26 protein-coding genes are annotated in these 24,892 nt (G+C 67.5%); 12 read left to right on the top strand and 14 right to left on the bottom strand.

What is annotated here, in order from left to right; all coding sequences use genetic code 11:
* Together PGN27_RS17255 and PGN27_RS17250 are read right to left on the bottom strand one after the other, a co-directional pair.
* Window positions 1-702: a PaaI family thioesterase gene (locus PGN27_RS17255; RefSeq protein WP_335327213.1), complete on the bottom strand. Its 702-nt coding sequence runs from the start codon at window positions 700-702 to the stop codon at window positions 1-3.
* Window positions 642-1,931: an adenylosuccinate synthase gene (locus PGN27_RS17250; RefSeq protein ID WP_335327212.1), complete on the bottom strand. Its 1,290-nt coding sequence runs from the start codon at window positions 1,929-1,931 to the stop codon at window positions 642-644. Before PGN27_RS17250 ends, PGN27_RS17255 begins: the two co-directional genes overlap by 61 nt.
* A 69-nt stretch (window positions 1,932-2,000) precedes the next feature.
* Here PGN27_RS17250 and PGN27_RS17245 point away from each other — a divergent pair, with 69 nt between their 5' ends.
* The 3 genes from PGN27_RS17245 to PGN27_RS17235 are packed head-to-tail and all read left to right on the top strand — an operon-like array spanning window position 2,001 to window position 4,349.
* Complete coding sequence (locus PGN27_RS17245) at window positions 2,001-2,606, top strand: peptidase M50 (protein WP_335327211.1); 606 nt, start codon at window positions 2,001-2,003, stop codon at window positions 2,604-2,606.
* A gap of 26 nt (window positions 2,607-2,632) precedes the next feature.
* A complete protein-coding gene (locus tag PGN27_RS17240; RefSeq protein WP_335327210.1) occupies window positions 2,633-3,412 on the top strand; it encodes a site-2 protease family protein in 780 nt (259 codons plus the stop codon).
* A 43-nt stretch (window positions 3,413-3,455) separates the two neighbouring features.
* The gene (locus PGN27_RS17235; RefSeq protein WP_335327209.1) at window positions 3,456-4,349 is read left to right on the top strand and encodes a cation diffusion facilitator family transporter; all 894 of its coding nucleotides are present in this window, start codon (window positions 3,456-3,458) and stop codon (window positions 4,347-4,349) included.
* Window positions 4,350-4,359: 10 nt separating this feature from the next.
* Here PGN27_RS17235 and PGN27_RS17230 read toward each other — a convergent pair whose 3' ends face one another.
* Window positions 4,360-4,776 (bottom strand): DUF3151 domain-containing protein, encoded by a 417-nt coding sequence (locus PGN27_RS17230; protein ID WP_335327208.1) that lies wholly within the window; start codon window positions 4,774-4,776, stop codon window positions 4,360-4,362.
* An 80-nt stretch (window positions 4,777-4,856) separates the two neighbouring features.
* On the opposite strand from PGN27_RS17230, the gene PGN27_RS17225 reads away from it, so the two are divergent.
* Window positions 4,857-5,549: an Rv0361 family membrane protein gene (locus PGN27_RS17225; RefSeq protein WP_335327207.1), complete on the top strand. Its 693-nt coding sequence runs from the start codon at window positions 4,857-4,859 to the stop codon at window positions 5,547-5,549.
* Between the two features lie 61 nt (window positions 5,550-5,610).
* Here PGN27_RS17225 and fbaA read toward each other — a convergent pair whose 3' ends face one another.
* Window positions 5,611-6,648 (bottom strand): class II fructose-bisphosphate aldolase, encoded by a 1,038-nt coding sequence (fbaA, locus tag PGN27_RS17220; RefSeq protein ID WP_036459285.1) that lies wholly within the window; start codon window positions 6,646-6,648, stop codon window positions 5,611-5,613.
* A 102-nt stretch (window positions 6,649-6,750) separates the two neighbouring features.
* Here fbaA and PGN27_RS17215 point away from each other — a divergent pair, with 102 nt between their 5' ends.
* Together PGN27_RS17215 and PGN27_RS17210 are read left to right on the top strand one after the other, a co-directional pair.
* A complete protein-coding gene (locus PGN27_RS17215; RefSeq protein WP_335327206.1) occupies window positions 6,751-7,269 on the top strand; it encodes a lipoprotein LpqH in 519 nt (172 codons plus the stop codon).
* A 25-nt stretch (window positions 7,270-7,294) separates the two neighbouring features.
* On the top strand, window positions 7,295-7,987 hold the full coding sequence (locus PGN27_RS17210; protein WP_335327205.1) for a DedA family protein: 693 nt from the start codon (window positions 7,295-7,297) through the stop codon (window positions 7,985-7,987).
* On the opposite strand, the gene PGN27_RS17205 is transcribed toward PGN27_RS17210, so the two are convergent.
* Window positions 7,984-8,586, bottom strand: coding sequence for a TetR/AcrR family transcriptional regulator (locus PGN27_RS17205; protein ID WP_335327204.1), 603 nt, complete (start codon window positions 8,584-8,586; stop codon window positions 7,984-7,986). The genes PGN27_RS17210 and PGN27_RS17205 overlap by 4 nt on opposite strands.
* Window positions 8,587-8,636: 50 nt before the next feature.
* On the opposite strand from PGN27_RS17205, the gene PGN27_RS17200 reads away from it, so the two are divergent.
* Window positions 8,637-10,061, top strand: a complete 1,425-nt coding sequence (locus PGN27_RS17200; RefSeq protein ID WP_335327203.1) for an MFS transporter — start codon at window positions 8,637-8,639, stop codon at window positions 10,059-10,061.
* Here the strand turns inward: PGN27_RS17200 and nhaA are convergent.
* The 7 genes from nhaA to clpB form a co-directional block, all read right to left on the bottom strand.
* On the bottom strand, window positions 10,058-11,845 hold the full coding sequence (nhaA, locus tag PGN27_RS17195; protein ID WP_335327202.1) for a Na+/H+ antiporter NhaA: 1,788 nt from the start codon (window positions 11,843-11,845) through the stop codon (window positions 10,058-10,060). The genes PGN27_RS17200 and nhaA overlap by 4 nt on opposite strands.
* Window positions 11,842-12,951, bottom strand: coding sequence for a glycoside hydrolase family 76 protein (locus PGN27_RS17190; protein ID WP_335327201.1), 1,110 nt, complete (start codon window positions 12,949-12,951; stop codon window positions 11,842-11,844). The genes nhaA and PGN27_RS17190 overlap by 4 nt, the downstream gene beginning before the upstream one ends.
* A 15-nt stretch (window positions 12,952-12,966) precedes the next feature.
* Complete coding sequence (locus tag PGN27_RS17185) at window positions 12,967-13,620, bottom strand: TrmH family RNA methyltransferase (RefSeq protein WP_335327200.1); 654 nt, start codon at window positions 13,618-13,620, stop codon at window positions 12,967-12,969.
* Window positions 13,613-14,509 (bottom strand): hypothetical protein, encoded by an 897-nt coding sequence (locus PGN27_RS17180; protein ID WP_335328759.1) that lies wholly within the window; start codon window positions 14,507-14,509, stop codon window positions 13,613-13,615. Before PGN27_RS17180 ends, PGN27_RS17185 begins: the two co-directional genes overlap by 8 nt.
* Window positions 14,509-15,276, bottom strand: a complete 768-nt coding sequence (locus PGN27_RS17175) for an SDR family NAD(P)-dependent oxidoreductase (RefSeq protein WP_335327199.1) — start codon at window positions 15,274-15,276, stop codon at window positions 14,509-14,511. The genes PGN27_RS17180 and PGN27_RS17175 overlap by 1 nt, the downstream gene beginning before the upstream one ends.
* Complete coding sequence (gene ttfA, locus PGN27_RS17170) at window positions 15,277-16,110, bottom strand: trehalose monomycolate transport factor TtfA (RefSeq protein ID WP_335327198.1); 834 nt, start codon at window positions 16,108-16,110, stop codon at window positions 15,277-15,279. It lies immediately after the preceding gene.
* Window positions 16,111-16,259: 149 nt separating this feature from the next.
* Window positions 16,260-18,806: an ATP-dependent chaperone ClpB gene (gene clpB, locus PGN27_RS17165; RefSeq protein WP_335327197.1), complete on the bottom strand. Its 2,547-nt coding sequence runs from the start codon at window positions 18,804-18,806 to the stop codon at window positions 16,260-16,262.
* 163 nt (window positions 18,807-18,969) lie between these two features.
* On the opposite strand from clpB, the gene PGN27_RS17160 reads away from it, so the two are divergent.
* The 3 genes from PGN27_RS17160 to PGN27_RS17150 are packed head-to-tail and all read left to right on the top strand — an operon-like array spanning window position 18,970 to window position 20,691.
* Window positions 18,970-19,608, top strand: a complete 639-nt coding sequence (locus PGN27_RS17160) for a CYTH domain-containing protein (RefSeq protein ID WP_335327196.1) — start codon at window positions 18,970-18,972, stop codon at window positions 19,606-19,608.
* Entirely contained in the window at window positions 19,605-19,994 is a 390-nt protein-coding gene (locus PGN27_RS17155) for an Rv0361 family membrane protein (protein WP_335327195.1), read from the top strand. Before PGN27_RS17160 ends, PGN27_RS17155 begins: the two co-directional genes overlap by 4 nt.
* A gap of 25 nt (window positions 19,995-20,019) precedes the next feature.
* Window positions 20,020-20,691 carry a GAP family protein gene (locus tag PGN27_RS17150; RefSeq protein WP_335327194.1) on the top strand — a complete coding sequence of 224 codons (672 nt, stop codon included), beginning with the start codon at window positions 20,020-20,022 and terminating at the stop codon, window positions 20,689-20,691.
* Here the strand turns inward: PGN27_RS17150 and PGN27_RS17145 are convergent, their stop codons facing one another.
* Entirely contained in the window at window positions 20,692-21,615 is a 924-nt protein-coding gene (locus PGN27_RS17145; RefSeq protein ID WP_335328758.1) for a putative antibiotic biosynthesis monooxygenase, read from the bottom strand.
* An 87-nt stretch (window positions 21,616-21,702) separates the two neighbouring features.
* Here PGN27_RS17145 and PGN27_RS17140 point away from each other — a divergent pair, with 87 nt between their 5' ends.
* Window positions 21,703-22,869, top strand: a complete 1,167-nt coding sequence (locus PGN27_RS17140) for an FAD-binding oxidoreductase (protein WP_335327193.1) — start codon at window positions 21,703-21,705, stop codon at window positions 22,867-22,869.
* A gap of 12 nt (window positions 22,870-22,881) precedes the next feature.
* The gene (locus PGN27_RS17135; protein ID WP_335327192.1) at window positions 22,882-23,820 is read left to right on the top strand and encodes an aldose 1-epimerase; all 939 of its coding nucleotides are present in this window, start codon (window positions 22,882-22,884) and stop codon (window positions 23,818-23,820) included.
* Here PGN27_RS17135 and PGN27_RS17130 read toward each other — a convergent pair.
* Window positions 23,760-24,842: a substrate-binding domain-containing protein gene (locus PGN27_RS17130; protein ID WP_335328757.1), complete on the bottom strand. Its 1,083-nt coding sequence runs from the start codon at window positions 24,840-24,842 to the stop codon at window positions 23,760-23,762. The genes PGN27_RS17135 and PGN27_RS17130 overlap by 61 nt on opposite strands.
* Between the last annotated feature and the right edge of the window lie 50 nt (window positions 24,843-24,892).

The raw sequence follows: 24,892 nt of genomic DNA, 5'->3' as shown, positions 1-24,892 counted from the left end.
TCAGGGCTGACCGGGCAGCAATCTGATCATCAAACCATTGCTCTCGGCCAGCAGCTTCCCGTCACCATTGCGCAGCTCGGCATTCACAAACGCCTTGCGCCCCTCGGATTCACGCACCCACCCGCGCGCCGTGAGCGTCTGGTCGATCGGTGTCACGGCCCGATAGTCGACATGCAGAAAGGCGGTCCGGCTGACGGGTCGCCCCGCTGCGTGGATCACCATGCCGAACACCGAGTCGAACAGTAGCGGCAGCACCCCACCGTGCACGGCGCCGTTTCCGCCGACGTGATACCGGCTGAACTGCACCGTCAGCTCGACACCGTCGGCATCGAACTTGGTGATCTGCCATGGCGGCATCAACAGGCTGCCCGCCCCGGGCAGGGACGGCACCCGGCTCGCGGGCCCGACCCCCTCGGCGGCCCGATACGGTTCCAGCAGAGCCACCAGCTGTTCGGCCAGATCAGCTGCGGCATCCCAGGTCTCACTATCGGGATCGGCCGATACTGCCAGATCCTGCGCATGACGCATCGCCGTCAGGAAGCGGCCGAACCCAGGCCCCGGATCCGCGAGCTCGAACACCGGAAACCCACCCTGCCGGTCGTACTCGGGATCGGCACGGCGCGGATCCAGCCCGAAGTCGGTCACGCCAGAATGTCTCGGCGCACGATGGTCTGATCCCGCCCCGGGCCGACGCCGATGCATGAGACCTGCGCTCCGGCAAGCTCTTCGAGTCGAAGCACATAATCACGGGCGTTCGCCGGTAGCTCCTCGAAGGTGCGGCACGAGCTGATGTCCTCCCACCAACCGGGCAGCTCTTCATAGATCGGCTCGGCCTTGTGGATATCGGCTTGGGTCATCGGCATCTCGTCGGTCCGCTTGCCGTCGACGGTGTAGCCCACGCATACCGGCACAGTCTCCAAGCTGGACAGCACGTCGAGCTTGGTGAGGAAGTAGTCGGTGATGCCATTGACACGGGTCGCGTATCGGGCGATCACGGCGTCGAACCAGCCGCACCGCCGGGCCCGACCGGTCGTGACGCCCACCTCACCGCCGGTCTTGGCCAGGTATGCGCCGTGCTCGTCGAACAGCTCGGTCGGGAACGGCCCCGACCCCACCCGCGTGGTGTAGGCCTTCAGGATGCCCAGCACCGTGGTGATGCGCGTCGGCCCGATACCCGAGCCCACCGACGCACCACCGGCCGTCGGGTTGGACGAGGTGACGAACGGATACGTGCCGTGGTCGACGTCGAGCAGGGTGCCCTGCGAGCCTTCCAACAGCACCGTCTGGCCGTCCTCCAGCGCCTGGTTGAGCAGTAACCGAGCATCGGAGATGCGGTGCTTGAAGCCATCGGCCTGGGTCAGCAGGTTCTCCAGCACCTCGGCAGGCTCCAGCGCCTTGCGGTTGTAGATCTTGACCAGCACCTGGTTCTTGAAGTCGAGCGCCGCCTCGATCTTCTGCTCGAGCAGCGCCGGATCCAGCACATCGGCGGCCCGGATGCCCAGGCGCGCGACCTTGTCCTGGTAGCAGGGTCCGATCCCGCGACCGGTGGTGCCGATCTTCTTGCTGCCCATGTACCGCTCGGTCACCTTGTCGATGGCGACGTGATACGGCATGAGCAGGTGCGCGTCGGCGGAGATCAGCAACCGGGACGTGTCGACCCCGCGCTCCTCCAGACCCGAGAGCTCGGTGAGCAGCACGCCCGGGTCCACCACGACACCGTTACCGATGACGTTGGTGACACCCGGGGTGAGGATGCCCGAGGGGATGAGGTGCAGCGCGAAGTTCTCCCCGGTCGGCAACACCACGGTGTGACCCGCGTTGTTACCTCCCTGGTAGCGAACTACCCATTGCACACGTCCACCGAGCAGGTCGGTGGCTTTACCTTTGCCCTCATCGCCCCACTGGGCGCCGATGAGCACGATTGCCGGCATGGCATTTCTCCCGCTTAAAGTGATGCAGCCGGTGACCCACCCTATCCGAGCGGAGCCGTAGGAGTTGCGTTGGCCACAAATGACGTGGGCGTTTTGTTGTTCGGCGGACGCCGGACACCCCGTTCGTTACGCGGACTGCCGGGGATTTCGCCCGACGAGGTGACCGATTTCCGGCGGGTCATCGTGGTCGGTGCCGACGCCGATCTGGCCGCGGTACTCAAGGGACTGCTGCGCGCGGACCGCCTCGATATCGAGGTCGCGCACGTGCGCAGGCCCTGGGGAGCGAGCCGGGCGTTGTCCGGCCGGGCCACCCGGGTGCCGCTGATCAGGGACGAGACGGGGTCGGTGATCGTGGGCGCCGCCGTCTGGGTCGGGGAACAGGGCCTGGAACGTGGTGACGCACCGGCCAAGCTGGTCGGCGAGGCGGTCGTCGACGACACGGTGCTGTTCGACGGCGAGGTCACCGGGGTCCGGGTGGAGCCGATTCCCGACCAACCGGGGCTGCGGGCCACCGTGCTGTCGCGGCACATGCGGCCGGGCCGCTGGGTGACCGGACGCGCCGCGCAGCTGGGCACCCCGGGCGCATTCGTGGTCCGTGACGGCGAGCTGAGCCCCCGTGCGGTCAAACGGTCGACCTTCTACCGGCACACGCAGGGTTGGTTGGCCGTCCGGTGAATCTCAAACCTGGGTAGCGTCGGGACGTGAACATCAGACCACTGCGTCAGTCGGTGCGCCCCAGCCCGATCTTCCTGGCGATCGTCGCGCTGACCGCCGCGGGCGGGGTGGGCGCGTGGTTGTGCGCCGACCGCGTGCAAACGCTCTCCTACGTCTCGGTCTTCGTGCTGGTGATCGCCGGTTGGCTGGTATCGCTGTGTCTGCACGAATTCGGCCACGCCTACACCGCATGGCGGTTCGGTGACCACAACGTCGAGGCGCGTGGCTACCTGACGCTCAACCCGCTCAAGTACGCCAATCCCCTTCTGTCGCTGGGTCTTCCGATGCTGTTCATCGCCATCGGCGGGATCGGGCTGCCGGGGGGCGCGGTCTATCTGCACACCTCGTGGATGACGGCGCGACAGCGCACGCAGGTCAGCCTGGCCGGTCCGCTGGCGAACCTGGTCCTGGCCATCCTGCTGCTCGGCGTCACGCGCCTGTTCTACGACCCGGCCCACGCGGTGTTCTGGGGCGGTCTGGCCTTCCTGGGCTTCCTCCAGGTCACCGCCGTGCTGCTGAATCTGCTGCCGATCCCCGGCCTGGACGGTTACAACGCCCTGGAACCCCATCTGAGCACCGACACCCAGCGCGCCCTGGACCCGGTCAAACAATGGGGTTTTGTCATCCTGCTGATCGTGCTGCTGGTGCCACAGCTCAACCAGCTCTTCTTCGGTGCGGTGTTCTGGTTCGTCGAACTGTCCGGCGTCCCCGGACCGCTGGTCTCCCTCGGCGGTGGCCTCACCCGATTCTGGTCGGCTTGGCTCTGACCACCCTTGCAACATATGCATACTTCCGCATATATTCGGCGGCATGGGTGCCGGACATGACCACAGCCACGGCGGAGGCGATACGCGGGTAGGCCGCATGATGATCGGCGCGGCCATCCTGGCCACGTTCTTCGTCGTCGAACTCGTCACCGCGCTGAGCATCAACTCGATCGCCCTGCTCGCCGATGCCGGCCATATGCTCACCGACCTGGTCGCCATGTTCATGGGGCTGACCGCGGTGCTCATGGCCCGCCGTGGATCGACCTCCGCGGCACGTACCTACGGCTGGCACCGCGCCGAGGTGTTCACCGCCGTGGCCAACGCAGCACTGCTGTTCGGGGTCGCCGCGTTCATCCTCTACGAAGCCTTCGAACGACTCGGCGACGCGCCCGACGTGCCCGGTGTGCCGATGATCGTGGTGGCCCTGCTGGGTCTGCTGGCCAATATCGCGGTGGTACTGCTGCTGCGCTCGGACGCCGAGCACAGCCTCGCGGTCAAGGGCGCCTACATGGAGGTTGTCGCCGATACCGTCGGCAGCATCGGCGTGCTGATCGCGGGAATCGTCACCGTCACGACCTCCTGGCCCTACGCCGACGTCGTCGTCGCCGTCCTGGTGGCGCTGTGGGTGCTCCCCCGCGCCATCGCACTGGCCAGGGCCGCGCTGCGGATCCTCAGCGAATCGTCACCGGCGCATATCGACGTCGAGGAACTGCGCACCGAACTGGAGTCGGTCGACGGCGTCACCGGCGTGCACGACCTGCATGTGTGGACGCTGGTGCCGGGCAAGGACATGGCCACCGCGCATCTGACCAGCAGTGCGGACTCCGCGCGGGTATTGGTCGATGCCCGGGCCGTCCTGGCCGCCCACGGCCTGGAACACGCCACCGTCCAGGTGGAGCCCACCGGCGATGACGACTGCCGGGCCCACGGCTGTTGAGTAAGGGCTATCAGGCCAGCCCCAGGGCCGCCCTTGCCTCCGGGTCACAATCGTCGAGCAGGTCCAGGCACCGGGCGTACTCCGGGATCTCCCCGATGGTCTGCGCCGCCTTCGCCAGCGATGCCACACAACGCAGAAAGCCGCGGTTGGGCTCGTGCGCATAGGGCACCGGGCCGAAACCCTTCCAGCCGTTACGGCGCAGCTGATCGAGTCCGCGGTGATAACCGGTGCGCGCGTAGGCGTACGCGGTGATGGGCTGCTCGTCGGCCAGGGCCGCCTCGGCCAGCGCGGCCCAGGCCACCGACGCACTCGGGTGCGCCGCCGCCACGATGGCGGGCTCCTCGCCCGCAGCCAGTTCCTCTTCGGCCTCTGTATCACCCGGCAGCAGCACCGGATCCGGCCCCAGCAGGTCACCCATACGCGTCATGGGCCTATTGTGCCGTGCGGGGATATGCCGCCAGTGACTAGGCTTGCGGAGAGCGTTCGCGAGGGAGGACCGCAGCAGGGATGTCGAATCCAACAGAACCCGGGGATCCGAACACCGAACCCACCGCGGACGCATCGGAGGCCGAGGACTCCTCGGAGCGCCGGTACACCGCACCGTCGGGATTCGACGGCTCCACCCAGATCATCCAGTCGGTGCCCGAGCCGCCGACCGAGATCTTCGCCGCGGGCGAGCCGACGGAGATGATCGATACCTCCAAAATGGCCGCCCCCCAGGTGATTCCGCCGCGCGACGACGCACCCAAGGCACCGGCCCGCCGACGCAGCTGGGGCTGGGTGATCGCGGTCGTGCTGGTGATCGCCGCCGTGGCAGCCGTCGCGATCCTCGGCACCGTGCTGCTCACCAGGGGCAGTGACGGCGCTGCGTCCCAGGAGGATCAGGTTCGCTCGACGATCCAGAACTTCGACGTCGCCATCCAGAAGGGCGACCTGGCGGCGCTGCGGGGATTGACCTGCGGCGCAACCCGCGACAGCTATGTCCGCTATGACGACAAGGCCTGGACCGACACGCACCGTCGGGTCGCAGCGGCCAAGCAGTACCCCGTGGTGGCCAGCATCGACGAGGTGGTCGTGGTCGACGATCACGCCGAGGCCAACGTGACCACCTTCATGGCCAATGCCCCGCAGACCCGGTCCACCCGCAGCTTCGATCTCCAGTTCCGCGACGACCAATGGAAGATCTGCCAGAACGGCTGAGCAGCAGAAAAAAATCGGCGCGTCCCCGAGGTGGGAACGCGCCGATTCTTGTTTCCGGCCGCTATCCGGCGGAGACCGACCGGCCTGCGCTGTGCAGGTCGTTGCAGGCCTCGATGACGCGCTCGGTCATCCCGGCCTCGGCCTTCTTGAGGTAGCTGCGCGGGTCGTAGACCTTCTTGTTCCCGACCTCGCCGTCGATCTTGAGCACACCGTCATAGTTGGTGAACATGTGCGCGGCGACAGGCCGGGTGAACGCGTACTGGGTGTCGGTGTCGACGTTCATCTTCACCACGCCGTAGCGCAGCGAGTCCTCGATCTCGGACTTCAGCGAGCCGGACCCGCCATGGAAGACGAAGTCGAACGGCTGGGCGCTGTCGGCCAGGCCGAGCTTGGCCGCGGCGACCTGCTGGCCCTGCGCCAGGATCTCCGGCTTGAGCTTCACGTTGCCCGGCTTGTACACACCGTGCACGTTGCCGAAGGTGGCGGCCAACAGGTACTTGCCGTTCTCGCCGGCACCGAGGGCGTCGATGGTCTTCTCGAAATCCTCGGGAGAGGTGTACAGCTTCTCGTTGATCTCGGCCTCGACGCCGTCCTCTTCACCGCCGACGACACCGATCTCGATCTCGAGGATGATCTTGGCCTCGGTCGACAGCTTCAGCAGTTCCTGCGCGATCTGCAGGTTCTCGTCGATGGGCACCGCCGAGCCGTCCCACATGTGCGACTGGAACAGCGGGTTCTGACCGTTCTTGACGCGCTCGGCGGAGATGGCCAGCAGCGGGCGGACGAAGCCGTCCAGCTTGTCCTTGGGGCAGTGATCGGTGTGCAGCGCGACGGTGATGTCGTACTTGGCTGCGACGACATGAGCGAATTCGGCCAGGGCGGTGGCCCCGGTGACCATGTCCTTGACCCCGAGACCGGAACCGAATTCCGCACCACCGGTCGAGAACTGGATGATGCCGTCGCTACCCGCGTCGGCGAATCCCTTGATCGCGGCATTGATGGTCTCCGAGGAGGTGCAGTTGATCGCCGGGAAGGCGAACGAGTGCTCCTTGGCACGGCCGAGCATCTCGGCGTAGACCTCGGGCGTGGCGATGGGCATGGACTTCCTCCTGGGTCGCGTGCGCTGTCCCTGGCAGTATCTCAAGAAGCCCTCGGCCGTGGCAGGGCGGATGCCGGGTACACCGGTTACTCTCGGGTAGAAATGCGCGCGAAGCCGGTTCCGACCCCGTTCGTCCTTCTGGCCACAGCGATGGCGGGCATCCTTTCCGGTTGCGCCCAGCCTGCCCCGCCGGAGACCACCCCCACGGCGACATCGGTCGCGCCGCCACCTCCGGTCCAGCTCGACGCGGTGCCGGCGGGCACCGCGCAGGTCGTCGTCAACGGCGCGACCGGTCCCACCGGTCCGGTGCAGTGCGATGACGATGCCGGCCCGCTCACCATCAGCATCGGGGATTCATCGCTGGGGGTCACCGTCATCATCGACGAGCCCGGCGACGAGGACGGTGTAGCCGCCGTGCGGTCGGTGACCATCGGCGACGTCGGCGGCGTCGCCCTGGCCTACTCCTCCGACGTCCCGCTCCCCGCAGCGACCGGACGAGAGCCCACGGTGCTGCGCAACGACGCCACCTGGATCGTCAACGGGTCGGGCAGCGGCACCGATTCCGCAGATCCGGCGCGCATCGTCGATTCCAGCTACCGGATCGCAGTGGCCTGTCCATAAGGTCGAGCCGGTATCTTCGAACCCCATGACCACCAACCTGGCGCTCATGCCGGATTTCATGGACCCGATCAACCTGCTGAGCTACTTCGGCACCTGGGCCCTGATCGGTCTGCTGGTGGTCGTCTTCGTCGAATCCGGGGTGTTGTTCCCGATCCTGCCGGGTGACTCGTTGCTGTTCGTGGCGGGCATGCTGGCCGCAGGCATCCAGACCGCCTCGGCCGAGGGCAACGTCGCCGACGTCAACTTCCAGCTATGGCAGCTGCTGGTCTTCATCCCCGTCGCCGCGATCCTTGGCGCCCAGGTCGGTTACTGGATCGGCCGCAACGTCGGCACGGCGATGTTCAAGCCGAACGCACGGTTCCTGAAGCAGAAGTACCTCGACGAAGCTCATGTGTTCTTCGAGCAGCGCGGGCCCTTCGCCATCGTGATCGCCCGGTTCGTGCCGATCGTGCGCACCCTGGCGCCCATCACCGCCGGCGCCGCCAAGATGAATTACGCCGTCTTCACGCTGTACAACGCCGTCGGCGCCATCGTGTGGGGTTGCGGCCTGACCATGCTGGGATTCTGGCTCGGCCGGTTCGAGATCATCCAGAAGCTGCTCGAACCGATCGTCATCGGCATCGTCATCCTGTCGGTGCTACCGATCGCCATCGAGTGGTACAAGCGCCGCAAGGCCGTCAAGGATGCCGGCGAGGGACCGCTGGCCGAGCAGGGCTAGAGCCCACCGCGCAGAGCATCGAAGAGTGCCGTCAACCGGGCGCGGTGGTCGTCGACGACCGGATCCGGAGCGTCCGCGGCGATGACGCGGCGCGCTGTCCCGGTGAGCACCGTCGCATAACCGGCGATGAACAGGGCGGCGAACAACGTCGGGTCCCCGTCGAACTCCGCATCGGCCTCCAGGTCGGCGGCCAGGATCTGCTCAAGTTCCGCGGCGATCTCCCTGGCTCGCGCGATCAGCGCGGGTGATCCCGCCACCGTCCGATAGAACGGGATCGATCCCGCCTTGACCCCGGACAGCGCATGGCGCTCGTCGACCAGCCGGAAGGCCGTCTCGCGCAGCGAGGTCAGCGCGTCGACACCGGCACTCCGTTCGCGCACCGCCGCCCGCAGGATCTCGACGGCATCCTCCACGCGGTCGAAGAGCAGATCCTCTTTGCGGGGGAAGTGCTTGAACACCGTCACGCTGGACACACCGGCCTGCCGCGCCACATCGGCGACGGTGACGGTATCGAACCCGCGCTCCAGGAACAGCACCGTGGCGACATCGGAGATCTTGCGGCGGGTCAGCGGCCCCCCGCGCTCCGAAGTTCTCGGCATGACCTTCCCTCCTGTTGACCCACTAAGTTTAGTGACTTAACTTAGTGCCTATGTCCGTCGCTCCCCGCATTCTCCCTCTCCGGTCACTGGCCCAGGCATGGATGGCCCTGACGGGACTCAGCGCGGTGTTCCTCTTCGAGATGCTCGACAACTCGGTGCTGACCATCGCGCTGCCGACCATCGGCCGCGATCTGCACGCCTCGACAACCGCCCTGCAATGGGTCGTCGGCGCCTACGCCGTCGTGTTCGGCGGGCTGATGCTGATCTTCGGCGCGCTCGCCGACCGGTTCGGCCGCCGGCGGCTGATGATCATCGGGCTCTCCCTGCTCGCCGCGGCCAGCCTGGCCACCGCCTTCGTCACCACCGCCGAACAACTCATCGTCGTCCGGGTGCTCACCGGCGTCGCCGCGGCGATGACCACGCCCGGTTCGATGGCGCTGGCGTTCCGGCTCTTCGACGAGGACACCCTGCGGCTGCGTGCCATCACCCTCATCTCCACCGTCGGCCTGGTCGGACTGGCCGTCGGACCGATCGTCGGCGGCCTCGTCATACAGGTCGCGCCGTGGCAACTGCTCCTGCTCGTGAACGTCCCGATTGCCGTGCTGGCGATCATCGGGGTGAGTCGCGGCGTGGCGTCCGACCGCGCGGACGATCTGCACCGCGACCCACTGGACCTCCCCGGTGCGGCGCTGGGAACCATGACGATCGTGCTGGCGCTGCTGACACCCACGCTCTTCGTCGACCGCGGTGCCGGTTCGTGGCTGCCGTGGACGGCCGCCGCGGGCGCCGCCGCCACCCTCGTCGTGTTCGTCGCCCGCGAACGGTGCACACGCTTCCCGCTCATATCCCTGGAACTCGTTGCGCGCCCGTTGGTCTCCAGCGGACTGGCCTTCAAGGCGGCCGCCGGGCTGGCGGTCGCGGGTCTCGGTTATCTGGTGACGCTGCAGCTGCAGCTCGACTGGGGGTGGCCCCCGGCGCTGGCCGCCCTCGGCATGCTGCCCCAGGTCCTCGTCTTGATCGCGGGCAGCGCCTTCGTCGATCCGTTCGTCCGCCGGGTCGGACCGGAGCGTGCCGCCTGGCTCAGCGCCTGCGCCGTGGTGCTCGGCCTGGCGGTGTTCGGCGCGCTCGGCCGGTTCGGTTATCCGTGGGTTGCGCTGTCGCTGGTGCTGGTGGCCGCGGGCATGCGAGTGGTCGGTGTGGTCGCCGCGCTCAACGTGCTGCGCGGGTTGCCCGAGGACCGGACCTCCCTGGGCACGGCGCTCACCGATACCGCCGCACAGGTGACCTCGGCGATCGGGATCGTCGTCACCGGCACCATCCTGGCGGCGCTGTTCACCGGCTCGCTGGCGACCGGGAACTGGACCGCACAGCAGACCGGCCAGTTCCATCAGGCCGTCACCGTCGCCGGGCTGGTGCTCACCGCCCTGGCAGCGGCGTTGGTGGCCTTCGGTTCGGTGCGCGGGCGGCGCGGTTAGGCCTCCAGCGCGCGGATCAGGCTGGCGGCGTCGTACGGCCCGGTGTGCCGGACACCGTTGACGAAGAACGTCGGCGTCCCACCCAGGTCCATCAGTTCGGCATCCTCGATGTCATCGGTCACCCGGTGCATCACCCTGGCCGACTGCACATCCTCGTCGAACTTCGCGATATCGCAGCCCACCCCGTCGGCGTAGCGGTAAATGTGTTGCCATTCCAGGTGATCCTGCATCTCGAACATGCGGGCACCCATCTCGAAGAAGCGCCCCTGCAACGCGGCGGCCTCGCTGGCGCGGGCGGCATCCACCGAATGCGGGTGCACCCGTTCCAGCGGAAGGTGCCGCCATACGTAGCGCAGCCGATCCCCGAAATGTGCGCGCACCTCGTCGATCGAGCCGGTCGCCCGGCTGCAGAACGGGCATTCGAAATCGGCGTACTCGACCAGGGTGAGCGGCGCGTGCGGATTTCCGGCGATATGGTCGCGCTCGATGTCGACGGGGCGCAGCAGGGTGGCACCGACGGCGACCGGGGGGCTGAGCCGGTCGGTGATCGTGAACAGCAACCAGCCGAGGACGAAGGCCACCACCGAGGCCACCAGCACACCGACGCGGGCCAGGTCCTGGCTGACCGGATCGCTGATCGCGATGTCGACGATGAACAGCGAGATGGTGAACCCGATCCCGGACAGCGCCGCGCCGCCTGCCACCCGACGCAGGGTCATTCCCGGTGCCAGTTGGCCCAGGCCGCTGGCCCGCACGATGGCCGTCGCCGCGGTGATACCGACGAACTTGCCGACCACCAGACCGGCGATGATGCCCCAGGTCAGCGGCGAACGAACGGCTAGCTCGATGGTCTGCATGTTGAACTGGACGCCGGCGTTGGCCAGTGCGAACACCGGAAGGATCAGATAGGACACGTACGGCGTGAACGCGGTCTGCAGGCGCTCGTTGATGGAGATCGAATCACGCAGCCGTCGCGCCGCCTCCCGCGCGTACTCGGAGTTCGGGGACTGTCGGAAGACGCCGATCATCTCGACGGCCTCCTCCACCCGATCGCGTTCGGGGGTGAAGACCGGGATCAACAAGGCGACCGCGACACCGGCCAGCGTCGGGTGCACACCGCCCTGCAACAGGGCGAGCCACAAGCCCAGACCCAGCACGAAGTAGGCGGGGCCGCGGGCGGCGGGCAGCAGCCGCACCATGGCCAGCAGCGCGATCAGCACCACCGACAACAGCAACGGCCAGATCCGGATCTGATCGGAGTAGAACAGCGCGATCGCCAGCAGCGCACCGACATCGTCGACGACGGCCAGGGTCAGCAGGAACGTCCGCAGCCGGGACGGATGCTTGGGTCCGATGATGGCCAGCGCGCCGACCAGGAAGGCGGTGTCGGTCGAGATGACCACACCCCAGGCCCGCGCCTCGTCGCCGCTGGGGTTGAACAACAGGAACACCAGTGCCGGCACGATCAGCCCGGCCAGCGCGGCCAACACCGGTACCGCCGCGCGGGACCGGTCGGTCAGCTCACCGATGACGAACTGGCTCTTGACCTCGAGGCCGACCAGGAAGAAGAAGAACGTCATCAACGCGTCGTTGACGAGGTGTTTGACGCTCATCTCGGCATGCGTACTGCCGAAGGTCAGTCCGACGTGGGTGTCCCAGAATTCCGTATAGCTTTGCGCCCAGGGCGAATTCGACCACAGGATGGCCAACAGCGTGAACAGCAGCAGCAGACCGGCAGCGATGTTCTCGCCGCTGCGGGCGGCGGTCGGGTTGCGCCGGATCACGCGGTACCGGCATCCAGGGTGTGGGCAACCTCCATCAGCATCCAGCCCGACAACTGCACCGACAGATCGCGTTCGGGCATCTCCGAGGCGTTGACCGCGCCGTCCACCGACTGCGCGGCCTTGGTCGCCGCCCGCGGTACCTCCGCGCTGCGATCCCAGAACGGGCCGAACAGCGGCATCCCGTCGACGGTCTGGCGGTAGTCCCACGCCGATTGCGCGGAGGTCAGGACGATCGTGCGCGCCGTGGCGCGGGCCTGCTCGTCGGCGGGGGTGCTGCCGGGCAGATCGCTGGCCACCAAGGCCAGATAGCGGGCGGTGATGGCGTTGAACAGTCCCCCGTCACCACCGCCGGCGCCACGGATGACGCCCTCGGTGGTCATGTGCTGCTCGACGGCGGCGACCAACCGGTGCACTCGTTCGGCGTGCTCGGGGTCGCCGGTGCGGTTGGCCAGTTCGACCTCGAGACCGAGGACCACGCCCTGGCAGTAGGTGTATTGGGCGCGCACCAGCGAACCGGCCTTGATGCCGTCGAAGACCAGCTTGGTTTCGGGATCGATCAGGGTGTCCTCGATCCAGTCGGCCATCTGCTGCGCGCGGCGCAGCCGGTCCTCGGACCGGGCCAGGAAGATCCCGGCCGGACCGTTGGCCGGGGCATTGAAGAACTGGTCCTGTTTGCGCCAGGGGATTCCGCCGCCGTCCTCGGGAACCCAGGCCGTGAGGAACTGATCGGTGAAGGTGCGCAGCGCCGTGGGGCGGCCGACGCCAACCAGCCTCTCGCAGCGTTCCAGGGCCAACGCCAGCCAGGCCATATCATCGTAATAGCTGTTGGTCCAGCGCAGATTGTTTCGCAGGTGGTGACCGCGGATCTGACGCTTGATCCTGGTCAGGCGCTGCGGCTGCGGATCGCGCTGCTGGGCGTCGACGAGGCAGTCGAGCAGATGCGCCTGCCACCAGTAATGCCAGGTGTCGAACAGGGACTGGTTGCGCGCCGCAGGCCACGCGGTGACCCCGAGCTGGGTTCCGGGCAAACCCCATAACCGTCGCAGGTGCCGCGCGGTGATGGCGGCCTCCGAGCTGGCGGCGCGATTAGCCCATACCTCGACCATGGGCACGATTTTGCCCTACCAGGCCGCGGTTATGTCGGCATGCGTGCGGACCCAGGCGTGCATTGCGATACCGGCCGCCACGCCGGCGTTGATACTGCGGGTCGAGCCGAACTGCGCGATGGACACCGTGAACGCCGCGCCGGCCGAGGTCTCCGGGGTGATGCCCGGGCCTTCCTGACCGAACACCAGCAGGCAGTCGCGCGGCAGAACCGCGGTCTCCAGCGGGCGCGAGCCTGGCACGTTGTCGACGGCGACGACGGTCAGCCCGGTCTCTGCGGCGAAGGCGAGCAGTGCGGCGGTGTCCTCGTGATGGCGCAACCGCTGATAACGGTCGGTGACCATGGCGCCGCGCCGGTTCCATCGGCGCCGCCCGACGATGTGCACGGTGTCGACGGCGAAGGCGTTTGCGGTGCGCACCACGGTGCCGATATTGGCGTCGCTGCCGAAATTCTCGATCGCGACGTGCAGCGGATGCCGGCGCCGGTCGATATCGGCGATGATCGCCTCACGCGTCCAATACCGGTATGCGTCAACGACATTGCGGGTGTCACCGGCGGCCAGCAGCTCGGGGTCGTAACGCGCGGCATCCGCTCCGGTGGGCAGTGGCCCCTGCCACGGTCCGACACCGGGACTCTCACCCCACTCGGTGGGTCCGGGCGAGTCAGTCATCGGGGGTGGTCCACAACGCGGCGTGGGTACCGACCACCGAGACGGTCGGGTAAAGCAGCGCGGCGTTGATCTCACCCTGGGTGCACAGTGAGGCCCGGATCGCGACGGCATCACGGGTCTCGTCGGGCAGCACCAGCAGCGAGGACCCGTAGGCCGAGCAGGCATGCGAAAGTCCCTTGCCCGGCAGTGTCGGACCGGTGAGCACCATCAGTGGCCCGCCACGGTTCTGCGAGTCCTCCCGATACCGCTGCGCCAGACCGTCGATCGACAGACCGAGCAGCATGTAGCCGTTACCGGTGAACGCGTCGGGGTCACCGATGGCCTCGGGTCGCAGCTGCGACCCGTCGGCGGCGAATCCGTCGACGCTGGTGGAGGTGATGACCAGTCCGGTGTCTGTGTCTGGTGTGGGTGCCAGGCCCAGCGGGAAGGCGGCCGCGTAGGCGACGGTGGTCTTCGGCATCCGGTCCTGCGGTGAGTACACGTAGATGCCGCGCACCTGACTCTGATCGCGCAGCGGGCCGAGACAGACCGTGCCGCTGAGCCTCGCGGGATCGGCGGCGGTGACGGGTTGCAGGTTCAGATCGGTGACCGAGTCACAACTGCCGACGGCAGTGGCCTCCAGCGGATGCGACAGCGCTCCGTAGAGACCGAAGCGCAGGCTGTCCGCGCCGACATGCTCGGCGCTCTGGTCGGCCACGGCGGCGTCGACGTCGACGAGCACCTGGTTGCCCTCGAAGCGCAGGTTGGCCACCGAGATGTTCCAGCCGAGCAGTGCCTGGGCCTCACCGAGCGTGGCCTGCTGTGCACCGAAGGGCCCTTGGTGATCATCACTGCCGGCACACCCGGCCACCAGCATGATGGCCGCCAGCAGCGCGATGGCGGTGCGCATCACGTGCGATCACGACCCTTGCCGACCCGTTTGGTCAAGCCGCGCAACAACGTTCGCGGGAGCAGCCGACTGCCGGCGGTCAGCGCCTTGTACTGCAGGCCCGGCACGATGACCACCTTGTCATCGGCGACGGCGGTGAGGGTGTCCTCGACGACATCGTCGACCTCGAGCCAGAACCAGGACGGCGTTCCGGCCATGTCGATACCGGCCCGCTCGTGGAATTCGGTGTGCACAAATCCTGGGCAGAGCGCGTGAACACCGACCCCGGTACCGCCGAGACCGTTGGCCAACCCCTCGGAGAACGCGATCACCCACGCCTTGGAGGCCGAGTAGGTCGATCCGCGACCCGGCATGAGGCCGGCGACGCTGGCGACGTTGATGACGGTGCCGGTACCGGCGGCCAGCATGGCGGGCAGCGCGGCGTGGGTGAGCGCCATGACGGCGGTGACGTTGACGTCCAGCTGAGATTGCAGCTGCGCATAGTCCGCGGTCCAGAACTCCCCGGAGATGCCGAACCCGGCATTGTTGACCAGCACCTGCACACCGTTGCGCAGCCGCTCGCAGACCGCATCGCGGCCCGCCTGATCGGCGAGGTCGGCGCAGATGATCTCGACGGAGACACCGTGGCGGTCGCAGAGTTCGGCGGCCAACGTGTTCAGCCGGACGGCGTCGCGGGCCACCAGGATCAGGTCGTGGCCGTCGGCGGCGTAGCGGCGGGCGAATCCGGCACCGAGCCCCGAGGTCGGGCCGGTGATCAGGACCTGCATCTACCGCTGGAAGTGGGGCGCCTGGCGGGGCTGGTGCACCGGCGGCCGTTGCTGGGTGTAGCGGCTGACGTCGCTGCGACCGGGTGGCTGATCGCCGCGGCCGGCGGGCAGCTCGGCGGGGCTTTGCAGCGCGGCGGGCCGAGGTGCCAGCGGTCGGCTGGGCGAACCGCTGCGGCGGGCCAGCGCGGGCTGGCCGGCGCGCGCGCCGTTGGTGCCGGCCTGCTGCACGGGCGGCAACACCCGCAGCAGGTCGTTGAACTGGCGGACGGTGCGCAGACCCTCGTCCCACTGGGCGCGGGTGCTGGTGACCGGCATGGCCACCAACGTCCAGTTCTGCTCGTTCCACATGATCTCGGCGCAGTCGGGCGCGGTGTGGGCGAAGGTCACCATCCGGCGGTCGCAGGCGCGCCGGGCCGCATCCAGGTTGGTCGAGTAGACCATCCGCGGTCCGATCGCGCCGAGCAGCCAGATATCGCTTTCGCGAGGCTCCTTGATGTCCTTGAGCCGCAGATCGACGACCACATTGGTGCCGACCTTGCGGTGCAGGGCGATCACGGTGGCCACATCGTCGATATCGAAGATGAAGACCGCCTCGCCGCGGATCTGGCCGAGCACCACGTTGCGGGCGTGCGCGCTCTCACCGACGGTGGACATCACGCCGCGTTTCCAGCGGTCGAGGATGTCGGCGGACTCGTGCTCGTAATCGAAGCCATGCGACTTCGCCCACGACTTACGGCGTCGGCCAAGACCTCGCCGACGGCCGAAATCCACGTACAGCAGAACTGCCGCACCCACGAAGCAGAGTGCGGACAGCGTGAACCAGAGAGGAACCATCGCCTTCAGCGTACTTGCTGGACCCGGATTCGCCAGAACTCGAAGTGGTCACAATCTCTCACCACAGCTCTCAGCACAGCGACGACTGGCCACTCATCGCACGGAATCTCGGCGAAACCGTGCGACAAGTGGCCAGTCAGCCTCCTAGGTCAGCCCAGGACCAGACCGTCACCCGCGGCGTTGACGTTGACGGGGACGACGTCGCCGTCGTGCACCTCACCGGCCAGCAACATCTTGGCCAGCTGGTCGCCGATGGCCTGCTGCACCAACCTGCGCAGCGGGCGGGCGCCGTAGAGCGCATCGAAACCGCGCTCGGCCAGCCAGTGCTTGGCGGGCAGTGAGACCTCCAGCACCAGTCGCCGCTGAGCCAGCCGCTTCTGCAGCTGGGCCAGCTGGATGTCGACGATGGAGACCAGCTCCGCCGGGTTCAGTGCGTCGAAGATGAGGACATCGTCGAGCCGGTTGATGAACTCGGGCTTGAAGGCCGAGCGCACTGCCGCCATCACCTGCTCCTCGGTACCCCCGGCGCCCAGATTGGACGTCAGGATGAGGATGGTGTTGCGGAAGTCGACCGTGCGGCCCTGACCATCGGTCAGCCGGCCCTCGTCGAGGACCTGCAGCAGCACGTCGAACACGTCCGGGTGGGCCTTCTCGATCTCGTCGAACAGCACCACCGTGTACGGACGCCTGCGCACCGCCTCGGTGAGCTGCCCGCCCTGGTCGTAACCGATGTAGCCCGGAGGCGCACCGACCAGTCGGGCCACCGAGTGCTTCTCGCCGTACTCGCTCATGTCGATGCGGACCATGGCGCGCTCATCATCGAAGAGGAATTCCGCCAGCGCCTTGGCCAGCTCGGTCTTACCGACGCCGGTCGGGCCCAGGAACATGAACGAGCCGGTCGGCCGGTTCGGGTCGGCCACTCCGGCGCGGCTGCGACGCACCGCATCGCTGACGGCCTGCACCGCCGAGCGCTGCCCGATGACGCGCTTGCCCAGCTCCTCTTCCATGCGCAGCAGCTTGGCGGTCTCCCCTTCGAGCATGCGCCCGGCGGGGATGCCGGTCCAGGCCTCCACCACCTCGGCGATATCGTCGGGCCCGACCTCCTCCTTGAGCATCACGTTCTCGCGTGCCTCGGCGACCGGCAGTGCGGCGTCGAGCTTCTTCTCCACCTCGGGGATGCGGCCGTAGCGCAGCTCGGAGGCCTTGGCCAGATCACCGTCGCGCTCGGCCCGGTCAGCCTCACCACGCAGCGTTTCGAGCTGCTCCTTGAGCTCTCGCACGACGTCGATGGCGCCCTTCTCGTTCTGCCACCTGGTGGTCAGCTCGGAGAGCTGTTCCTTCTTGTCGGCGAGCTCGGCCCGCAACTTCTCCAGCCGGTCCTTGGACGCGTCGTCCTCCTCCTTGGCCAGCGCCATCTCCTCGATCTCCAGGCGGCGGACCAACCGCTCGACCTCGTCGATCTCGACGGGTCGGGAATCGATCTCCATCCGCAGCCGGGATCCCGCCTCGTCGACCAGGTCGATCGCCTTGTCCGGCAGGAATCGGCTAGTGATGTAGCGGTCGGAGAGGGTGGCGGCAGCGACCAGCGCCGAGTCGGTGATGCGCACACCATGGTGCACCTCGTAACGGTCCTTGAGGCCGCGCAGGATGCCGACGGTGTCCTCCACCGAGGGCTCCCCGACCAGCACCTGCTGGAAACGGCGCTCCAGGGCGGCGTCCTTCTCGATGTACTTGCGGTACTCGTCGAGTGTGGTCGCACCGACCAGGCGCAGTTCACCGCGCGCCAGCATGGGCTTGATCATGTTGCCCGCGTCCATCGCAGATTCACCGGTGGCCCCGGCGCCCACGATGGTGTGCAACTCATCGATGAACGTGATGACCTGCCCGGCGGAGTTCTTGATGTCGTCGAGGACGGCCTTGAGTCGCTCCTCGAATTCACCGCGGTACTTGGCGCCGGCGACCATGGACCCGAGGTCCAGCGAGACGACGGTCTTGTCCCGCAGCGACTCCGGCACATCGCCTGCGACGATGCGCTGGGCCAGACCCTCGACGATGGCGGTCTTGCCGACACCGGGTTCGCCGATGAGCACCGGGTTGTTCTTCGTCCGCCGGCTCAGCACCTGCACGACGCGACGAATCTCGTTGTCGCGCCCGATGACCGGATCGAGCTTGCCTTCGCGCGCCCGCGCGGTCAGGTCGGTGGAGTACTTCTCCAGCGCCTGATAGGTGCCCTCGGGGTCCGGGTTGGTCACCCGGGCGCTGCCTCGCACCTTCACGAAGGCGTCACGCAGCGCCTGCGGCGAGGCGCCGGAACCGGTGAGCAGCTTGGCGGTATCGGAGTCGCCGCTGGCGAGCCCGTACAGCAGATGCTCGGTGGAGACGTACTCGTCGTCCATCTCGGTGGCCAGGTGCTGGGCGGTGGTGATCGCCGCGATCGCTTCCGGGCTCAGCTGGGGTTGCGAGGTGGAGCCCGAGACGCTGGGGAGCCGCCCGAGCATGCGCTCGGCCTCGGTCCGGATGGTCGCGGGCTCTACTCCGACCGCCTCCAGCAGTGGTGCAGCGATGCCGTCGTTCTGGGTGAGCAACGCCATCAACAAATGGGCGGGAGTGATCTGCGGGTTGCCTGCGGTGGTGGCCGCCTGCAAGGCCGAGGTCAGTGCCGCCTGGGTCTTCGTGGTCGGATTGAACGAGTCCACGACACCTACCTTTCTGGGTTGTGCAGCTTGGTAAAAATGCTTGTCGTGTAGTCCAACGCAGTCAGGGTTGAGTCTGTTCCGCTCAAGTCTATCTATTTTTGACGTCGATGACACACAGTCTCCGCGCCCGGCCGCGGCGGCGTCTAGGGACTAACGTCGGTTCATGTCCGAATCCCAGGATTTCGGGGACTTCGAGTTCGAGCGGAAGTTCTACGTCCAAGAGCTGCCCGCGGTCGCCGCACTCGATCCCCGGCCCGCCCTGATCGTGCAGGCCTACCTGTTCGCCGCCGACGGGTATGCGGTGCGCATCCGCCTGCAAGGATCCGCACCGGAAAATCTCGACGCCACGCCTGCCGAGTTGATCGACGCGCTCGGCGACGACGCCATCGGCACCATGACCGCCAAAGGCCCCGCCGCCGGTGGCACCCGATACGAGGCCGAACGCGATCTGGATCCGATGGTCGCGGGGCAGATCGTCGCGCGCGCCGAGCATGTCATTGCCAAGGTCCGCTACTCGGCCTGGCTCGGCGAGGACGGCTGGGTGATCGACCGGTTCCTGGGCCGCAACGCCCCGCTGCTGCTGGCCGAGGTCGAACGCAACGCACCCGTGGTCGACCTGACCATCCCGGCCTTCTGTGCCACCGAGGTCTCCGAGGACGACCGCTTCCGCAACGAGTACCTGGCCCATAACCCCTTCGGCGAGTGGGCCACCGGCTATCGCGACGAACTCGCCCGGCTCGGTCCACGCTTCGTCGACACCCTCGGGCACAACGACGTCGAAGGGTCCTCGCAGCGACCATGACGCGGTTGACGGTGCTCATCTGCGTGGGCCTGAGCCTGGTCGGCTGCACCCGGGCCACGACCGGGACGGCCGCAGCACCCGGCGACGTGCAGCCGTGGTCCGGCGAAGCGCAGATCGCCGAACTGGTTGCGGAGTTCGAATCGGCCTGGAACACCAGTGATTTCGATGGCCTGAGGCAGTTGATGTGCGCGGAGCTGCTGGCTCAGGACGTGTTCTCCGACGACGAACTGCGCGATGCCCGCGCCGACGGCACGCTCGACCTGACGATCCTGGAGCTGGAGATCGACGGTTCTTCGGCCCGGTCGGTCATCGAGAATCACGGTGTGGACGCCGACGAGATCGCCTTCGTCAGGGAGGGTGGTCAGTGGAAGTGGTGCGAATACTGACCGGCAGCTTGCTACCTTCTGCTGCATGACCACAGGTTGGGGATCGCTGCTTGCCGAGCTGGCCCCGCTGGCCATGGTGATCGCGCTGTCTCCGTTGTCGATCATCCCGGCGGTACTCGCCCTGGACAGCGCCCGCCCGCGGCCCACCGGGCTGGCATACCTGGCCGGCTGGCTGGTCGGCCTCGGGGTGCTCACCTCGGTTTTCGTGGCCGTCTCGGGCCTGATCGGATCGTTCGACGAACCCCCGGGCTGGGCGTCCTGGTTGCGGCTCGTGGTGGGCGCCGCGCTGATCGTGTTCGGCGGTTACCGGTTCGCCACCCGGCAGAAGTCCGAGCACTCTCCGGCCTGGATGCGCAAGCTCAGTGATCTCACCCCGGCCCGCGCGGCCGCGACCGCGGCGGTGTTGGCGGTGGTGAACCCGAAGGTCCTGTTCATCTGCATCGCCGCGGGTCTGGCCATCGGCAGTGCCGGTGTCGGCGTCGAGCACGCCTGGCTGGCGGTCCCCTACTTCGTGGTGGTCGCCGCAAGCACCGTCATCGTGCCGATCGTGGCCTACACGTTCAGCGGCGAGCGGCTGGCCGGACCACTACGACGGCTACGCATGTGGATGGAGCACCAGCACGCCACGCTGGTCGCCGCCATTCTGCTCGTGATCGGCATCATGGTGCTGTACAAGGGGATTCACGGGTTGGCTTGATCAGTTTGTGTAGTCCCAGTACTGCAGCCACCGGACAGTCCCGAACAGCCACAGCGTCACCAGGTAGATCAGCGCGATCGCCGCGGCACCGGTCAGGTTGCTGCGCCAGCCCGAGCCCTCCACCGGATCGAGCCACCGCCGGAATGGCTTCGACGCCCATGGCATCAGCCACCACTGCATCAAGACGATGCTGGCCACCTGACTCAGCCATAACGCGAGCCAGGGTTCTGCGCCCGATCGATCCAGCTGCGGCCCGAGGAATCGCGACAACAGCATCACCGTCGGATAGAGCACCAGCAGCACCAGCATCGCCGACTTCCAATTCGGCGTCATCAGCACCCGGCCGCCCTCGGTGCGCACCGTGGTGCCGAACGCGGTGGTGCCCGAGACCGAGGCGAACTCACCCCGCAGACTCGACCGCAGGGAGGGCAGGGCGTTCTCCCGCTGGCGTGATGACGTCCACCCCGCCAGCTGCCGGTCCGTGCGGAATCGCAGCACGGACAGCGCCTCCTCGTCCCCCTGCACGAACAACGAGGTGCCCTCGTATCCGCCGAACCTGCTCGCCGCCCTGGTGAGAACCGTTTGCGATTCCAGGAATTCGCCCACTCGGCCCGCCACGAGCCGATGCCGGAATGCACCGATCCCCGGTGGCGGCGCGCCCATCCCGTCAAGCAGCAATGCCGGCGCGGCGGACCGCCAGCCGAGGGCGGCACCGGCGCGCGTCACCTCTGCATGCTCCGCGCTGTCCAACCAATCGTCGGCCGCCGCGGCGGTACTGAAGCTGACCGCCAACGCCGGCTCGAAGGGTTCCTCGCTCACCGATACCCACGCCGTAACGTGCCCGGCGGCGGCCGACGCGGACGCCAACACCGTGTCGGCCCACTCCCTGAATGGGCCTTCACCACCGGGGTGGAACACCAGAATCACCGTTGTCTCTTCGATGAGGCACACGGTATCCCGGCAACCTGCCGTGCGTCTGTATTGGTGGTGACTCACCTAAACTCGGGCACCGTGGGACTCGATGATCGCGACGCGCTGCAAACCCTGCGTGCCGCCGTCGACCCGAACGGCCCCCATTCGGACGCATTGATCGGCCGCTTCTACACCCGCTGGTTCGCCAGCGATCCGACCGTGCGCGACCTCTTCCCACCGGATATGGCACCCCAGCGCAGGGCGTTCAGCCAGGCGCTGGGTTGGCTACTCGGTGAGATGATCGCCCAGCGCGCCGAGGAACCGGTGGCCTTCCTGGCCCAGCTTGGTCGCGATCACCGCAAATACGGTGTGACGCATGGCCATTACGACACCATGCGGGAAGCGCTGCTGGCCACCTTGCGCGGTCATCTGACCTATGTGTGGGACGGCCGGATCGCCGAGGCGACCGTCGACTTCGTGGAACTGGTCATCGGGGTGATGCGCGGTGCTGCCGATGCCGAGCAGGGACCGCCCTTCTGCGACGGCACGGTCGTCGAGCACATCCGCGCCACCCGAGATGTGTCGGTGGTGCGAGTGCAGCTGGACCAACGACTGCCCTATCACCCCGGGCAATACGTCACGGTGCAAGTACCGCAATGGCCTCGGCGGTGGCGCTATCTGAGCCCGGCGATCCCCGATGACGGCAGCGGGGCGATCGAGTTCCACATCCGCTCGGTGATCGGCGGCATGGTCAGCCCGGCGATCATCGGGGAGACGACGGTCGGCGACCGGTGGCGGCTGTCGCATCCGCACGGTGGCATGCACGTCGATCGCGATGCCGGTGACGTGCTGATGGTGGCCGGCAGCACCGGGTTGGCACCGTTGCGTTCCCTGATCATGGATCTGTGCCGGGAGGCGGAAAACCCGCGCGTGCACCTCTTCTTCGGCGGCCGTTACCCCAGCGACCTCTACGATCTGCCGACACTGTGGCAGATCGCATCGATGAACCCATGGTTGTCGGTCACCCCGGTGTCCGAATTCTCCTCCGATCCACCATGGGCGGCGGACTACCCGGATCACGCGCCTCCACGCGGCCTGCACGTACGCCAGACCGGGTTACTCCCCGAGGTCGTGTCCCGCTACGGCGGCTGGGGGGACCGACAGATCCTGATCTGCGGCGGGCCACAGATGGTGACCGCCACGAAGGCCGCGCTGATCGCCAAGGGCGCGCCACCGGAGCGCATCCAGCATGATCCGCTCTCGTGAAAAGATCGGTCCATGCCCGAATCCGTGGTGCTGCGTGATCCGTCGTCCTCGCTGACCGCGACCTTCGTCCCAGGTGCCGGCATGATCTGCACCTCTCTTGCCGAGGACGGCGTCGAGTTCCTCGGTCAGCGCCGCGGCCTTGATGCCTACATCGCCGACGGCAAGACCATGGGCATCCCGATCCTGTATCCGTGGGCGAACAGGCTGAGCGGCAAGGATTATGCGGTCGGCACCACGACGGTGCAGTTGGACGGGTCGCCCGGCGTGCGGACCGATCCACACGGTGCGCCGATGCACGGGGTGCTGGCCGCGCACCCCGGTTGGCGGGTGCAGCATTCGGCCGATGAGTTGCTCGCGGTGTTGGAGTACACGACCCCGGAGCTGTTGGCGGCCTTCCCGTTTCCGCATGTGTTGACCCAGCGGGTGCGGCTGGCAGACCGCACGCTGACGGTGACGACGACGGTGGCGCCGGAGCCCGGTGTCGCCGTACCGCTGTGCTTCGGCTATCACCCGTACCTCACCATTCCCGGTGTGCCACGTGCCGACTGGGTGTTGAGCACGCCGGCCATGCGGTGGCTGCCGGTCGACGATGCCGGTCTGCCGACCGGTGAACATCAGGCATGGCCTGCGGCTGCGGAGCCGCTGGCCGACCGCACGCTCGACGACGGTTTCGACGAGGTACCCGACGGCGCGGTATTCGCCATCGCCGGCGGTGGGCGGCGCATCGAGGTGCGTTTCGACCGCGGTTATCCGGCGGCTCAGCTGTTCGCGCCGCCCGGTGCTGATCTGGTCGCCATCGAGCCGATGGCGGCGCCGACCGACGCGTTACGCCGCGGCGGATACCGGGTGGCCCAGGGCGATCCCGTGGTGTTCGAGTTCGGCATCACGGTTCAAGCGGCCGAGATTCTCTCCCGCACCTCGAAGTCCAGACCCAGCGCCTCGGCGATGTAGATGTCCTGGGACATCTGGTTGCCGTGCATCCGAACCTCACCGCGCGGGCTCGAATAGTGCAGGTCGGCCGCCGCCATGGTCATCGAGTCGATGTCGAGCGAGCCGGCACGAGAGACCAGCGTCACGAACAATGTCAGTGCCTCGTAACAGGATTCACCGATGCTGTTCAGCGCCGGTGCCGCAGCTCCGAAGTGACCGTAATAGTGGCGGGCGAAGTCCATGCTGGCTGTGGTGTTGAGCGCCTCGAAGTATCCGGCGGCGGCGAACAGACCATCGTTACTCTCCGGTCCGCTGGCGAGCAGCATGTTCTCCTCGACGTGCGGGCTCAGTCTGGGCACGGCCCGGCCCAGGCCCGCGGCCGCGAATTGGCGGTTGAACGCGACACCGTCGCCACCGACCAACAGCAGCAGGACCCCGGTGGCCTCGGTCTGTTCGATATGGCGGATTGCCACCCCGAAATCGTCGGTACCCAGCGGGAAGTACATTTCCCCCAACAGCGGTTGCCCCGACGCCCTGGCGTGCAGCCGCGCCGCCGACCCGGTCTCCCTTGGCCAGACATAGTCGTTGCCGATCACCACCCAGCGATCGATGCCGTACTCCGATTTCATCCAGTTCATCGCCGGCAGCAGCTGCCTCGACGGGGTCTCACCGGTCAGGAAGAGCCCGGGTGTGCGCTCGCCACCCTCATACAGCGGCCCGTAGACGTACGGTACCCGCCCCGCGGTGATCTCGGCGATGGCCTTGCGTACCGGAGAGATGTGCCAGCCGGTGACCGCGTCGAGGGCCCCCAGATCGATCAGGGCGCCGATCTCGGCGGCGACGACTGCCGGCGCGCGGCTTCCGTCGACGGGGATCAACCGCACCTGTCTGCCGAGTAACCCCGGTCCGGCATTGACATCGGCGATGGCAAGCTCGGCGCAGGCCTCACACGACGGCCCATAGATGCCCGCCGATCCGCTGAACGGGACCACGAGCGCGACGTCGACGGTGTCGCGCCGGATCCGAACCGATTCCTCGAACATCACCGCATCTCCGTCCCGCCACTATCCGGGTTCGATCATCGATCGCTGTC

This window comes from Mycolicibacterium neoaurum, assembly GCF_036946495.1.
GTDB classification, from domain to species: Bacteria; Actinomycetota; Actinomycetes; order Mycobacteriales; family Mycobacteriaceae; genus Mycobacterium; species Mycobacterium neoaurum_B.
Note: the sequence above shows the minus strand (reverse complement) of the source record. Positions and strands in the feature narration are given on the sequence as shown.

What these genes read in the sequence shown, in the direction of transcription:
- PGN27_RS17235 (WP_335327209.1), top strand. Translation starts at nt 3,456, where the DNA reads ATGGGTGCCGGACATGACCACAGCCACGGCGGAGGCGATACGCGGGTA.
- PGN27_RS17210 (WP_335327205.1), top strand. Translation starts at nt 7,295, where the DNA reads ATGACCACCAACCTGGCGCTCATGCCGGATTTCATGGACCCGATCAAC.
- PGN27_RS17130 (WP_335328757.1), bottom strand. Translation starts at nt 24,842, where the DNA reads ATGTTCGAGGAATCGGTTCGGATCCGGCGCGACACCGTCGACGTCGCG.
- PGN27_RS17185 (WP_335327200.1), bottom strand. Translation starts at nt 13,620, where the DNA reads ATGACTGACTCGCCCGGACCCACCGAGTGGGGTGAGAGTCCCGGTGTC.
- PGN27_RS17175 (WP_335327199.1), bottom strand. Translation starts at nt 15,276, where the DNA reads ATGCAGGTCCTGATCACCGGCCCGACCTCGGGGCTCGGTGCCGGATTC.
- PGN27_RS17225 (WP_335327207.1), top strand. Translation starts at nt 4,857, where the DNA reads ATGTCGAATCCAACAGAACCCGGGGATCCGAACACCGAACCCACCGCG.
- PGN27_RS17250 (WP_335327212.1), bottom strand. Translation starts at nt 1,931, where the DNA reads ATGCCGGCAATCGTGCTCATCGGCGCCCAGTGGGGCGATGAGGGCAAA.
- PGN27_RS17135 (WP_335327192.1), top strand. Translation starts at nt 22,882, where the DNA reads ATGCCCGAATCCGTGGTGCTGCGTGATCCGTCGTCCTCGCTGACCGCG.
- PGN27_RS17215 (WP_335327206.1), top strand. Translation starts at nt 6,751, where the DNA reads ATGCGCGCGAAGCCGGTTCCGACCCCGTTCGTCCTTCTGGCCACAGCG.
- PGN27_RS17150 (WP_335327194.1), top strand. Translation starts at nt 20,020, where the DNA reads ATGACCACAGGTTGGGGATCGCTGCTTGCCGAGCTGGCCCCGCTGGCC.
- PGN27_RS17200 (WP_335327203.1), top strand. Translation starts at nt 8,637, where the DNA reads ATGTCCGTCGCTCCCCGCATTCTCCCTCTCCGGTCACTGGCCCAGGCA.
- PGN27_RS17205 (WP_335327204.1), bottom strand. Translation starts at nt 8,586, where the DNA reads ATGCCGAGAACTTCGGAGCGCGGGGGGCCGCTGACCCGCCGCAAGATC.
- PGN27_RS17230 (WP_335327208.1), bottom strand. Translation starts at nt 4,776, where the DNA reads ATGACGCGTATGGGTGACCTGCTGGGGCCGGATCCGGTGCTGCTGCCG.
- fbaA (WP_036459285.1), bottom strand. Translation starts at nt 6,648, where the DNA reads ATGCCCATCGCCACGCCCGAGGTCTACGCCGAGATGCTCGGCCGTGCC.
- PGN27_RS17180 (WP_335328759.1), bottom strand. Translation starts at nt 14,509, where the DNA reads ATGCGCACCGCCATCGCGCTGCTGGCGGCCATCATGCTGGTGGCCGGG.
- ttfA (WP_335327198.1), bottom strand. Translation starts at nt 16,110, where the DNA reads ATGGTTCCTCTCTGGTTCACGCTGTCCGCACTCTGCTTCGTGGGTGCG.
- PGN27_RS17190 (WP_335327201.1), bottom strand. Translation starts at nt 12,951, where the DNA reads ATGGTCGAGGTATGGGCTAATCGCGCCGCCAGCTCGGAGGCCGCCATC.
- PGN27_RS17155 (WP_335327195.1), top strand. Translation starts at nt 19,605, where the DNA reads ATGACGCGGTTGACGGTGCTCATCTGCGTGGGCCTGAGCCTGGTCGGC.
- PGN27_RS17255 (WP_335327213.1), bottom strand. Translation starts at nt 702, where the DNA reads ATGCATCGGCGTCGGCCCGGGGCGGGATCAGACCATCGTGCGCCGAGA.
- PGN27_RS17160 (WP_335327196.1), top strand. Translation starts at nt 18,970, where the DNA reads ATGTCCGAATCCCAGGATTTCGGGGACTTCGAGTTCGAGCGGAAGTTC.